Origin of the sequence: Clostridium sp. YIM B02500 (assembly GCF_022324665.1) — a bacterium.
Classification (GTDB): Bacteria; Bacillota; Clostridia; order Clostridiales; family Clostridiaceae; genus Clostridium; species Clostridium beijerinckii.
The window spans coordinates 41083-54401 of sequence record NZ_JAKGTE010000016.1 but is presented as its reverse complement, the minus strand read 5'-3'; the positions used below and the strand labels follow the sequence as shown (position 1 = coordinate 54401).

Below are 13319 nucleotides of genomic sequence, written 5' to 3'. Positions count from 1 at the left end.
AGATTTGCCAAGGATAAGCATAAGTATTATAATTTAAGTATCAAGGAGAGGCCAGAATAGCTTCTCCTTGATACTTATTTGACGTTTGGAGGCGAGCAATGAGGATAATATTATTTGAGATATTTGGGATACAAATAAAGAGTTATGGATTAATGATTGCAATTGGAATAATAGTTGCAGCTGCTATATTTATAAATAAAGGAAAGAAAAAAGGCTATGATGAGGATTCTTTATTAAATTTAGTAATTTTAGCTGTAATAGGTGGAGCGCTTGGTGGAAAGGGATTATTTATATTAACTGAGATTAAAGATATTATTAAAGAGCCAAGCATATTACTGAACTTTGGATATGGATTTGTTATATATGGTGCCATAGGTGGAGGAGCCTTGGCTATGTACTTATATTCTAGGAAAAAGTCTTGGAACATTGTTGAAATGTTGGATATGACGGTTCCAGGTCTTGCAATAGCCCAAGGTTTTGGTAGAATTGGATGTTTTCTGGCTGGATGTTGTTATGGAGCAGAAACCAAATTACCAATAGGTGTTACATTTCCAAAAGGATCTTTAGCACCAGCAGGAATACACGTGCATCCAACGCAAATTTATTCATCAATATTTGACTTTTTGCTAGGATTTATACTTTTGTACTATAGTAAGAAAGAAAAACAAACAGGAAAGATAGTGGGACTATATTTAATAGTATATAGTATAGGTAGATTTTTAGTAGAGTTTTTAAGAGATGATCCAAGAGGGAGTATCGGGATTCTATCAACATCACAATTTATCGCAATATTTACTTTGGTGATTGGTATTGTTGTATTTAATAACCATAGGATTTTCAAAGGAGCGAAGAAGAACAGTGAGAAATAGTAAGTTTTTAACAATAGTTTTACCATTGGTATTGGTCTCTAGTATGATGCTCTCAGGATGTAGCTTCATTGATAATATAGAAGTTAAAATGAATCTTAAAAATCAACAATTTGATTATATAAAGCAAAATAAGGTGGATAAAATTATTATACAAAGTGTTAGAGATAGTGGATTTAGGTTTGTAGTTAATGATCCTAAAGCCATAGATGACATTTACAAGATTTTATCAGATGGAAGTGAAGTTTCAAAGAAAAGCTCATTAGATCCAGATTATATTTTTGAGGTGTGTACCGGAGATGAAGTGAGAAAGTATCAGTATGTAGTTGGAGCTAACGAACATGGGACAGGAAACTTTTATGATGACGATAAGGCATTTTCAGTACCTAAAAATTTAGAGAATACAATAATGCAAAATCTTTCATTCATAAGAAAGCCAAGAGACTTTAATTATATATATTATCAATCAATATTAAAAGTTATTGATAAGAAAAAAGATAGCTTATCCAACGGAAACAAAGTTGGAGTGAACATAGCTGGAGATACAGATTGTTTGAAATACATATTTTCTGTGGATTTAGAAGATTTTAAGAAAAGTTTGAACAAAACTTTACCTAGTGTTGATTTAGTAAACAATAATTATGAAGATTTTGATACAATAATTAAAGTAAAAAATAGAGGATATAATAGTACTGTTTTCAAAACACTAATAACAGTAGATAATAAAAAGGATAATTCCTTTGAAAGTTACTATGTAACGGCAGAATATAATTATAAAGACTGGGATATTAAAATAAGTGAGCCTAATAAGGTCCCACAAGATTGGTAAGTAAAGGAGCATATATAAATGAGTTGTGAAAGTTGTAAAAGTAAAGACACATGTCAATCTAAAGGAACAGGATGTAGTGAAGAAAGTTTAAAGTTAATATCCAGATATGGAAATATTAAAAATGTTATAGGTATTATAAGTGGAAAAGGTGGAGTTGGTAAATCAACTGTAACTGGAATGATGGCAAGTATGTTATCTAAGAAGGGATATAAAGTAGGAGTGTTGGATGCAGATATTACAGGTCCATCTATGCCTAGATTTTTTGGGGTTAACAATAAAAGAGCTAAAATAATTCCATTAGAAAATGATATGGTAAAATTTGAGCCAGTGGAAACAGAAAGCGGGATAAAAATAATCTCCATGAATCTTTTAACAGCGGTAGAAGATGAACCTGTAATCTGGAGAGGACCTGTAATTACAGGGGTGTTAAAGCAGATGTTTGTAGAAACTAATTGGGAAGAGCTTGACTATTTACTTATAGATATGCCACCAGGTACAGGAGATATTGCTTTAACTGTAATGCAGGAATTCCCTATTGATGAAATTGTAATAGTTTCTACACCACAAGATATGGTGTCCATGATAGTCAAGAAAGTTGTTATTATGGCCCAAAAGATAGGGGTGAAGATTAAGGGCGTAGTAGAGAACATGGCATATATAAACTGTCCAGATTGTGATAAAAAGATACGAGTATTTAGCAGAAAGTCATCAGAAGAAAATGCGGAGTATCTTGGAATTCCTTTAATAGGAGAGTTACCAATTAATATTGAACTTACAGAAGCATTGGAGCAAGGAAAAGCAGAGGAATACGTTAAGGAGAATCCGCTATATTCACTAATATTTGAAGGATTGTATTAAAAGAAAACTTTTTTTCCTTATACTATATTTATTTCATCATTTTAAATTATATTATTAAATATACATAACTTAATATTTCTTGGGAAATAATAAGCTTGTAATTTGATATTAGAGGAGATGAAGTAAACCATGAAACCAAAAGTAGATAAAGATACTTGTATAGCTTGCGGATTATGTCCATCTATATGTCCAGAGTGCTTTGACATGCAAGATGATGGAAAAGCAGGAGCTATAGTTGATGAAGTTCCAGAAGGTTGTGTAGATGAGGCAAAAGAAGCAGAAGAAAGCTGTCCAGTAAATGCAATTGAAATAGAAGAATAAAATTTGATTGCAAAATACAACTAAAACGTCTAAAATAAATAATTTATAAATAATAGTTATTTATTATTTGATCAAAAATAGGATTAATTTTGTTTTATAAAACAAAATTAATCCTATTTTTATTCTATATATTTTGCATTAATAAGCTTAAAATGCTGATAAGTGAAATTTTTAGTTACTAAGTATGGCTTCGAAACTAATTGTATATATAAATTGTTTTATATATACAATTAGTTTGAAATAGTATTTACTGATGATGCATGAAAAATTCTTTCTATAGGAAGAACGGCTAAAATTACTAAGCATATGATTCCTTCTATTCCAATCATTGGACCATTAACAAGTAAAGAATAAACTAATGGGGACATCCCTTCTGGGGCAAATGACCCGAAGAAAACTATACCAGAAATAATATGACATAAAAATCTGACCAGTATTGCAATACTCACTCCAACTAATCTTCTTTGTTTGAAGAATCCGGCAAGACCTAATGCTGTAAAGGGCAATGGATAATCAAATAAAACTTGAACCGGATGTAGTATATATGGATCCAGTATTAGGGTTATTACACCATAAAGAAATCCTGTTAAACATCCGACTTCAGGACCGTATATGAATGCTATGAGCAATACTGGTATCATGCTGCCTAAAGTTATGCTACCACCTTGAGGAAAATGATATAATCTTAGCATTTTTAATATAGTGGCTAACGCTAATGCTATACCAATTCTAGCAATTAGTTCTGGCGTGAATTTTATCTTTTTCGCCTTAGCTAATGCTATAAGTAGTAAAATACATCCTAATAAAGTTATAATGGACATTGGACTTGCAAGAATATCTTGAATGTTTTGAGAGAAATTCTGGAAAGGTTTAGAAAATTGTTCGATCCAATCATTAAAAATTGACATAAAAAAAACCTCCTTAATTGTGCTCGGAGATTATCAACCAAATAAATAGTTTAAAGTTTTTAAGAGGTTGCATTCCCTACGCTAGAATTAACTAGATCAGGTTTTAAGGGTTTATGAATATCAAATCTCAGCCTCTCGGCTCCCCTAGCACATTATAAATATATTACACTTATACTATTTTATACCTATTATTATAGATAGTCAATTACATTGTATGTGTTAAATTTGTTATTATTACTTAAATTGGAATGTGAATTTGAGCTAGAAGCAATCAAATTTATAGAGTGATGTGGGATTGTGCTATTTGGTAATCTATTTGATGAAATGGTGAAGATATCATCATTTCTATTAACAATAGTAGCATCTTTATATGTTGAATCTAATATAAAATCTTTCATAATAACAAAACAGTCCTTTCAGTAAAGATTTCTTTGTTATTATTATTTACAAGTAGAAAAGTAAGTATACCTGTAAAAGGCTAAAGAGCTAAATAAAAAATATGAATTTTAATATTTAGCTCTTTAATTATGAGTAAATAGTTAACATAGATATTTTTTGATTAATCTAATCTTTCAACTATAAATCCAACAAGACCAGGTCCAGTATGAACGCCAAGAGCAGGTCCTATTGATCCGCCTAAGGTAAATTCAATTAGATTAGGAAGATCTTTTATAGAATCATAAAGCATTTTAGATTTTTCAGGTGCATCCCCATCTAAAATCCAAACTTTACACTTATGATTTTCTAGATAACTTATTAATATATTTGTTAATTTAGATATGCATTGCTTTATGCCTCTTATTTTACAAACTGTATGATATATACCATCATCTCCAACAGTAATAATAGGCTTTAAATTGAGCACGCCCGCTATAGTTCCGGCAACTTTACCAACTCGTCCTCCCTTTATTAAGTATTCTAATGTATCTATTGTAAAAAACACATCAATCTTATCTCTAAATGAAGGTAAAGTTATCACTATTTCATCAAAGGATTTTTCTTGCTTTATTAGGTTTAGAGTTTCAATGACCATAGCTCCTTCTGACATGGTTAAAGTCATAGAATCAAATACAAAAGTTTTCACTTCAGGGACATTTTCAGATGAAAGTCTTGCAGAGTTATAAGCGCCAGAAAGGCCACTTGATATTGTTATAATAATTGCATGTGTATATCCTTCGTTTTTTACTTGCTCTAAAGCAAATGTAAAATCCTCAACACCAGGCAAGGAAGTTTTAGGTATCTCCTTAGGCAAATATTCATATAGGGCCTTTGGCGTTATATCTATTCCATCAATATACTCTCTATCAGAGAATATAATTTTAAACGGGACTATTTTAATATTATTTTCTATTACGAAATTTGTATTCAAATCAGAAGCACTATCAGTTATTAATGCTATTTTATCCATCTTAGTTCCTCCTAGAAATATATAGTCTTAGTTTAATTATAACACTATTTGTAAAAAATACATTTCTTATATATTACTTAAAGAAATAATTTATATTATATTTTTAGATAATAAACTATGTTTTTCATAAAACTTTTTGGTTCGCACAAGATGATAATTTACAGTAAATTTTAATCAATTTAACTTTTTAGAACACATATAATAATAATTTTCTTATAGTTTGTTATGAAAAAATACTATAAATCATAGTAAATTACAACAATAAAGATTATCTACAATAAGTCAAACATAAAAAAGTCGTAAAAATTGAATAAATCGAAAGATAATAGGATATAAATTGAGATAATTAAAATCTAGTGGTTTAAAAATAAAAAATTAGAAGTGTTGCTAATGAATACCTAATACAGTATAATAGTACGGTAGTAAAAATACTATATATTGTGCCATGGAGGGAATAATAATGCTATATGTTGTGAAACGCGATGGAAGAGAAGTTGAATTTAATTCAGATAAGATAGCTCAAGCAATTAAAGGATCAGCTAGTGAAATCGGTTTAAATTTAAAAGAAAGTCAAGTTCTAGATACTGTACATAAGGTGATTACTTATATAGAAGAAGAGTATAAGAAGACTATAACTGTAGAACAAATACAAAATTTTGTAGAGAAAGCATTAAGAAATGAGGGACACAAAGATATAGCAGTCGCTTATTCAGCATACAGACGTGAAAGAACTAAAGTCAGAGATATAAAATCAGATTTAATGAAGGCTATAAGACAAATTGGAGTTGAAACTGATAGAGATAATGCAAATGTAGGAAATAATTTCAGTTCTAAGTTATTAAGAATAGCATCTGAATCAAATAAGTGGAATACACTAGCTACTATGCCAAAAAATTTGGCAAAGGCTCATGAGAATGGTGATTTATATTATCATGACTTAGATAGCTATAATTTAACTGTAAACTGCTTGCATATACCAACAAAAGAGATATTAGAGAATGGATTTAATACTGGATATGGAACAATTAATGCTCCTAAGAGAATTGAAACTGCTGCTGAATTATCATGTATATTATTGCAATCAACTCAAAATGATATGTTTGGTGGTCAATCTCATCCGGATTTTGATAATGACATGGGTATATTTGTAGAGCCAACTAGAGAAGAAATTAGAGAAGAATTATTGGAACTAGGTGTATCAGAAGAAAAGTTAGAAGCTATGGTAGAAAAGAAAGTAAGAAAAAAGGTACAACAAGCAATGCAAGGTGTAGTTTATAATCTTAATACAATGCATTCTAGAGCAGGATCTCAAGTACCATTTAGTTCAATCAATATTGGTTTACCTACAAGCTCAGATGCAGCATTAGTATGTGAAGTTTTTCTTTTAGAATATGAAAAAGGATTAGGTAAAGGTGAACAACCAATTTTTCCTAATATAATTTTTAGAGTTAAGTCAGGCGTTAATAGGGAAGAGAATGATGAATATTTTTATTTATACAAACTAGCATGTAGAGTAGCTGCAAAGAGAATGAATCCAACTTTTATGAATATTGATGCAGATTTTAATAAGGAATATTACGATAAAGGTTATGTTCCAGCTACAATGGGATGTAGAACTTATCTTATGAAAAATGTAAATGGTGAGCCTGGTTGTAAGGGAAGAGGGAATATAGCACCAACAACTCTTAATCTTCCAAGAATAGGGTTGCAAGCTAAAAATGATATAAATAAGTTTTTCAGTATATTAGATGCAAGATTAGAATTAGCAAAAGATTCGTTAATGCATAGATATGAGATTTTGAAGAATCTAAGAGTTAAGGATTTACCTTTTGTTGCAGGTCAAGGACTTATGAAGGGTTCAGAAGGATTAAAACCTGATGATTCTATAGAACCAATATTAAAGCAAGGAACTTGGGGAATCGGATTCATAGGTGTTGCAGAAGCATTATTAGCTTTGGTTGGAAAGCATCATGGTGAAGATGAAGAAGCAAGAAAATTAGGAATAAAGATTGTTGAACATATAAGACAATATTGCGATAGGCTTACAGAGGAATATAAACTAAATTGGAGTTGTTATGCGACTCCAGCAGAAGGGCTTTCAGGTAAATTTATAAAGCAAGATCAAAAGATATTTGGATTAATAAAAGGAGTAACTGATAAGGAATATTACACAAATAGTTATCATATACCTGTTTCGTACCCAATATCTATTAAAGATAAGATTGATATTGAAGCACCATACCATAAACTTTGTAATGGTGGACATATAAGTTATATTGAAGTAGATGACACACCAGATGCAGAAACAATAATGGATATAATAAATTATGCATATAGAAATACTAATATCAGTTATATGGGTATTAATTTTCATATAAGATATTGTAGAGAATGTGGTACTTATCTTCAAAACAATGAAAGCAAGTGTCCTAAATGTGGCAGTCAGAATATTCAAGGAATATCAAGAGTTACAGGATATTTAAGTTTAGATGAAAGATTCGGTGCTGGAAAGTATCATGAAAGAGAAGATAGAATATCACATACTGAGAGACATGGGCATCACTACTAAAAGCATAATGATAATAGATTTTTAATTTATAAATTATAATATAGAAAAAGAAGATGGATTTATTAATCTCATCTTCTTTTTTATATAAAAATATATCAATATATATTTAATTCATCAGATGTTATATTGGCTTATAAGGCAATATGAAACAAATAATTTTATGAGGAATGAGTTATATAATACAGAAGTTATATATTAAGGAAGCAAAAAAACATATTTTCTATAAGAATTATTAAAAAATAGAGGTATAAAAAGTAAACTTTAATATATTAATGAAATTAATAGAGAATATAATGTAACTATTTGGTATGAACACTAAATGCTTTGGATAAATCTGCTAAAGAAAATGGACTGTTAATTTATCAATGTATTGCAACATCAAAAAAAAAACTTGCAATAATTGAGAGTATTTTCATTAAAAACAATTAAAATTTGAAAATACATGCAGGAGAGTGGCTGTTTCGTTGCAAAAAAAATAAAATAAATCTTGTATAGATTTATTAATATATGATATTATAAATATACAGTAAAAATGTTAATTTATTAAAAATATGCTTTAAGTAATAAGAAAATAATATAAATGGGGGGACTAAAATGGCACTTAGTAATTTAAAAACTAATAAAAAAGTTTCTATAGTAGATACTACTCTTAGAGATGGTGAGCAAACAGCAGGGGTGGTTTTTGCTAATGAAGAAAAAATAGTAATAGCAGAAATGTTAAGTGACTTAGGTGTTGATCAGCTAGAAGTAGGGATTCCTACAATGGGTGGGGACGAAAAGAAGGCTATAAAAGAAATTGTAAAAAGAAATTTAAAACCTAGTATTATGGCATGGAATAGAGCTGTAGTCAGTGATATAGAACAATCAATAGATTGTGGAGTTGATGCAGTTGCCATATCAATATCAGTATCGGATATACACATTCAGCATAAACTTAAAACATCTAGAGAATGGGTATTAGAAAGCATGGTTAAATCTGTAGAATTTGCAAAGAAAAATGGTCTTTATGTATCTGTTAATGGGGAAGATGCATCTAGAGCAGATAAGGACTTTTTAGTTGAATATATTAATGCAGCTAAACAAGCAGGTGCAGATAGATTTAGATATTGCGATACTGTAGGAATTATGGAGCCATTTAAAATTAGAGATGATATTAAATATATATATGATAAAACAGGCTTTGATATAGAAATGCATACTCATGATGACTTTGGAATGGCAACAGCTAATGCGGTAGCAGGTATTAAGGGTGGAGCATCGCATGTTGGAGTAACTGTAAATGGTCTTGGAGAAAGAGCAGGTAATGCAGCATTAGAAGAAGTTATAATGGCATTAATGCTTGTTTACGGATATAACGGTGATGGAATAAATACACAAATGTTTAGAGAAGTATCACAATATGTATCAAGAGCATCAGGAAGAGAACTTCCAATCTGGAAAGCCATTGTTGGAACAAATATGTTTGCACATGAATCAGGAATTCATGCAGATGGAGCAATAAAGGATCCTAAGAATTATGAAGCATTTGATCCAGATATAGTTGGTCTTGAAAGACAAATTGTTATAGGAAAGCATTCAGGAAGAGCTTCAATAATAAATAAATTTAGAGAATATAATAGAGAACTTACAGAGGATGAAGCAAAAGGAATACTTGAACTTGTAAGAGCTACATCAGTTAGATTAAAGAGAACTTTATTTGATAAAGAAGTAGTTCAATTATATAAAGAGTATCATAGACGATTAGAAGAAAGAAATAAGCAATAATAGGGGGATTAAACATGGGAGATAATTTAGTTTATAAGATTTTAAAAAGCCACATTGTTGAAGGTGAATTAAAGGCAGGAGAGCCTATAGCATTAAAGATTGATCAAACGTTAACTCAAGATTCAACAGGAACAATGGCATATCTTCAATTAGAAGCTATGGGAATAGATAGAGTTAAGACAAAGAAATCAGTAGCATTTATAGATCATAATATGTTACAACAAGGTTTTGAAAATGCAGACGATCATAAGTTTATTCAAACAGTTGCATCTAAATATGGAGTATATTTTTCAAAGCCAGGGAATGGAATATGTCATCAAATATTCTTAGAAAGATTTTCAACGCCAGGAGATACATTAATAGGTTCTGATAGCCATACACCAACAGCAGGTGGTGTTGGTATGCTTGCTATGGGAGCTGGTGGATTAGACGTTGCTCTTGCTATGGGAGGAGGAGCTTATAATATTAATACTCCTAAGGTAGTTAAGATTGAGCTTACTGGAAAATTGAATAAAATGGTAGCGGCTAAAGATGTTATATTAGAAGTTCTAAGAATATTAACTGTTAAAGGTGGAGTAGGGAAAGTATTTGAATACGCTGGTGAAGGTGTTAAAACACTTTCAGTTCCTGAAAGAGCAACTATAACTAATATGGGAGCAGAACTTGGAGCTACAACTTCGATTTTCCCAAGTGACGAAAGAACTTTAGAATTCTTTAAGGCACAAGGAAGAGAAGAAGACTTTATAGAATTTAAGCCAGATGCAGATGCTGTATATGACGAAGTAGTAACAATTAATTTAAGTGAATTGACACCACTTACAGCTAAGCCTCATAGCCCAGACAATGTAGCTAAGGTTAGCGAAGTTGGTAAGATTAAAGTTGACCAAGTAGTTATAGGAAGCTGTACTAACTCTTCTTATGAAGACTTAATGAAGGTTGCTAAGATATTAAAAGGTAAAAAGGTACATCCAGATGTTAGCTTAGTAATAGGACCTGGATCAAGACAAGTTATGGAAATGATAGCTAGAAACGGTGCATTAGCAGATATAATTAGTTCAGGGGCAAGAATACTTGAAAATGGTTGTGGACCATGTATCGGTATGGGACAATCACCTGGAACTGATGCAATTTCCCTTAGAACTGTAAATAGAAACTTTTATGGTAGAAGTGGAACATTATCAGCACAAATATATATAGTGAGTCCTGAAACTGCAGCAGTTTCAGCTATAAATGGAGTTTTAACTGATCCAACCGAAGTGGATGTAGATTTAACAATAGATATGCCTAAGGAATTTTTAATAGATGATTCTATGATTTTAGCACCAGCACCAACAAATGCTGAAGTTGAAGTTGTTAGAGGGCCAAATATTAAGCCATTCCCAGTAAGCAAACCATTAGCTGAAGAATTAGATGGTAAAGTATTAATAAAGGTTGAAGATAATATTACAACTGACCATATTATGCCTTCGAATTCTAAGTTATTGCCATTTAGATCAAATATACCTTACCTTGCAGAATACTGCTTCAACACAGTTGACGCAGAATTCCCTAAGAGAGCTAAGGAATTTAATGGTGGATTTATAATCGCTGGAGGAAATTACGGACAAGGTTCAAGTAGAGAACATGCAGCACTTGCACCATTATACTTAGGAGTTAAGGCTGTTATAGCTAAATCATTTGCAAGAATTCATAAAGCTAACTTAATAAATAATGGAATAGTTCCAATTGAATTTAAGAATGAAGCTGATTATGAAAAGATTGATTTAGTTGATGACTTGAAGATGGAAGATATCCAAGCTGCTTTGGAATCAGGAGTAGTTAAAGTTAAGAACTTAACTAAAGGAACTGAATTTGAGGCAACAGTTGATCTAACAGAGAAGGAAATTGCTGTTATTAAAGAAGGCGGAAGACTTAATTACGTTAAAGCAAATAGTTAATTATAAGATAAAGAGTGAAAATGCAGGGTCTTTAAGACTCTGCATTTTTTTATACCAATAAGCATGTAAATGCTTAAGGTCTATAATTCAAATTCAAGATAGCTGTAATAGGCAGGTGATTTGTAAATGTGATTATACTTACGTTATAATTAATTATCTAATAGAATGTATATAAATAGATTGATGAGAAAGAAGTGTAAGTTTAATGGAAAAGACTATAAGATTAGCAGGGATAGCATATGAGAGTTTAGTTAATGGGCCCGGTATAAGGAGAGTATTTTTTTCACAAGGTTGTAAGCATAACTGTAAAAGTTGTTTTAATCCTGATACTCATGATTTTTATGGAGGAGAGCAAAGAGATATAGATGAATTAATTAATGATACATTAAATAATGAAATTATAAAGGGAGTAACATTTAGTGGCGGAGATCCGTGGGAACAGGCAGATAAATTTGCATATATGGCAAAGGAGTTTAGAAAAAAAGGTTTAAATATTTGGAGCTATACAGGATATACTTATGAATATATTTTAGAAAATAAGGATTCGAGATTGGGCTGGAGTGATTTATTAAACAATATTGATGTTCTTGTAGATGGAAAATTTGAAGAAAGTAAGATGTCAGATGGACTTAAGTTTAGAGGTTCAACTAATCAAAGAATAATAGATGTTAAAGAAAGTATAAAAAAAGAACAAATTGTTATTATAGAACTTTAACATTAATATAAGATGTTTTTGAAAATATCCACAAATGTGTGAGTATAATTAAAAAAGTTGTGGATTATTATTTGAACTATGTGGATAAATTTTGGAGTAATAAAATAGGCCCATATATCACAATATAAGTTATATTACTTATAGTGAAAGTTAGGTGAATGAAGCTTGATTTTAAATAAAGAATTTTATAAACAACGTGCATTAATTTTAGCGAAAGAACTTTTGGGAAAAGTTATTATAAGAAAGGTTGACGGAGTGACATTAAGAGCTAAAATTGTTGAAACAGAAGCGTATATAGGAGAAATAGATAAGGCATCGCATGCTTATAATGGAAGAAGGACTGAAAGAACTGAACCTTTATTTAGAGAAGGTGGGATTGCTTATGTTTATTTTATTTATGGAAAATACTATTGTTTTAATGTTATAAGTGGATTAGAAGATAAGGGAGAGGGAGTTCTAATAAGAGCATTGGAACCGTTAAATGAATTTGATTATCTTGCAAAAAAAAGGTTTAATCAAAATTATGATGAACTTTCAGAAACAAAGAAAAAGGCAATTACAAATGGACCATCAAAACTGTGTATTGCATTTTCAATAGATAAATCGGAAAATTATAAAAGGTTATACGATGAAGGTGATTTTTATATAGAAGAAGGAGAAAAAGATACGTTTAAAATAGTGGAAACGAAAAGAATCGGAATAGATTATGCAGAAGAAGCAATAGATTTTCCATGGAGATTTTATATAGAGGGAAATAAATACATATCGAAAAAGTAGCAAACTTTTAATGTAATTCCTATTAAGCATTTAACTAAAATACAAATTTTTACTAAAAAGAAATAAAGAGTAATATATTTAATACGATAAATCTATCATGAGATATTTTTTATAGGAGATAGATTTATGATTACTAGAGTAATTAATAGAAATTTTAGTACGTATAAATATAAAAAGAGAAAAGCATCTTTAAAAATAAAAGTTACTAAAGAAAATATTATATCGTTTAGTGAAATACTCGAGAATGTACAAATGCTTAGGAAAAAAGGAATTATATCAGTATCAGATCTTAATAGAAATATATCTAAGTCTATAAAAAAGTAGTAATATAAAGATGACAGTACATGGATTAATTAAGACATGTATT

Annotated in this window: 13 protein-coding genes and 1 riboswitch; of the genes, 10 read left to right on the top strand and 3 right to left on the bottom strand. The window is 30.2% G+C overall.

From position 1 onward, the window contains the following. Nucleotides 1-98: 98 nt before the first annotated feature. From L1S46_RS14455 to L1S46_RS14440, 4 genes are all read left to right on the top strand, one after another. On the top strand, nt 99-869 hold the full coding sequence (locus tag L1S46_RS14455; RefSeq protein ID WP_077854027.1) for a prolipoprotein diacylglyceryl transferase: 771 nt from the start codon (nt 99-101) through the stop codon (nt 867-869). After that, entirely contained in the window at nt 859-1695 is an 837-nt protein-coding gene (locus tag L1S46_RS14450; protein ID WP_011967428.1) for a hypothetical protein, read from the top strand. Before L1S46_RS14455 ends, L1S46_RS14450 begins: the two co-directional genes overlap by 11 nt. A gap of 18 nt (nt 1696-1713) precedes the next feature. Further along, nucleotides 1714-2553: an Mrp/NBP35 family ATP-binding protein gene (locus tag L1S46_RS14445; RefSeq protein ID WP_011967429.1), complete on the top strand. Its 840-nt coding sequence runs from the start codon at nt 1714-1716 to the stop codon at nt 2551-2553. A 129-nt stretch (nt 2554-2682) separates the two neighbouring features. Beyond that, the gene (locus L1S46_RS14440; RefSeq protein ID WP_011967430.1) at nt 2683-2874 is read left to right on the top strand and encodes a ferredoxin; all 192 of its coding nucleotides are present in this window, start codon (nt 2683-2685) and stop codon (nt 2872-2874) included. Nucleotides 2875-3104: 230 nt separating this feature from the next. Here L1S46_RS14440 and thiT read toward each other — a convergent pair whose 3' ends face one another. From thiT to L1S46_RS14425, 3 genes are all read right to left on the bottom strand, one after another. Further along, nucleotides 3105-3782, bottom strand: coding sequence for an energy-coupled thiamine transporter ThiT (gene thiT, locus L1S46_RS14435; RefSeq protein ID WP_238900311.1), 678 nt, complete (start codon nt 3780-3782; stop codon nt 3105-3107). A gap of 55 nt (nt 3783-3837) precedes the next feature. Beyond that, a riboswitch (TPP riboswitch) is annotated at nt 3838-3938 on the bottom strand. Nucleotides 3939-3973: 35 nt separating this feature from the next. After that, nucleotides 3974-4180 carry a hypothetical protein gene (locus L1S46_RS14430; RefSeq protein ID WP_238900310.1) on the bottom strand — a complete coding sequence of 69 codons (207 nt, stop codon included), beginning with the start codon at nt 4178-4180 and terminating at the stop codon, nt 3974-3976. 161 nt (nt 4181-4341) lie between these two features. After that, the gene (locus L1S46_RS14425; protein WP_238900309.1) at nt 4342-5190 is read right to left on the bottom strand and encodes a DegV family protein; all 849 of its coding nucleotides are present in this window, start codon (nt 5188-5190) and stop codon (nt 4342-4344) included. A gap of 460 nt (nt 5191-5650) precedes the next feature. On the opposite strand from L1S46_RS14425, the gene L1S46_RS14420 reads away from it, so the two are divergent. The 6 genes from L1S46_RS14420 (at nt 5651) to L1S46_RS14395 (ending at nt 13276) form a co-directional block, all read left to right on the top strand. Then, nucleotides 5651-7759: an anaerobic ribonucleoside triphosphate reductase gene (locus L1S46_RS14420; RefSeq protein WP_238900308.1), complete on the top strand. Its 2109-nt coding sequence runs from the start codon at nt 5651-5653 to the stop codon at nt 7757-7759. 594 nt (nt 7760-8353) lie between these two features. Further along, the gene (nifV, locus tag L1S46_RS14415; protein WP_011967434.1) at nt 8354-9523 is read left to right on the top strand and encodes a homocitrate synthase; all 1170 of its coding nucleotides are present in this window, start codon (nt 8354-8356) and stop codon (nt 9521-9523) included. 14 nt (nt 9524-9537) lie between these two features. Next, the gene (locus L1S46_RS14410) at nt 9538-11460 is read left to right on the top strand and encodes an aconitate hydratase (protein WP_238900307.1); all 1923 of its coding nucleotides are present in this window, start codon (nt 9538-9540) and stop codon (nt 11458-11460) included. 205 nt (nt 11461-11665) lie between these two features. Beyond that, a complete protein-coding gene (gene nrdG, locus L1S46_RS14405; RefSeq protein ID WP_011967436.1) occupies nt 11666-12175 on the top strand; it encodes an anaerobic ribonucleoside-triphosphate reductase activating protein in 510 nt (169 codons plus the stop codon). Between the two features lie 165 nt (nt 12176-12340). After that, on the top strand, nt 12341-12952 hold the full coding sequence (locus tag L1S46_RS14400) for a DNA-3-methyladenine glycosylase (protein WP_238900306.1): 612 nt from the start codon (nt 12341-12343) through the stop codon (nt 12950-12952). Between the two features lie 126 nt (nt 12953-13078). After that, nucleotides 13079-13276: a hypothetical protein gene (locus L1S46_RS14395; RefSeq protein ID WP_038457010.1), complete on the top strand. Its 198-nt coding sequence runs from the start codon at nt 13079-13081 to the stop codon at nt 13274-13276. Nucleotides 13277-13319 lie beyond the last annotated feature (43 nt).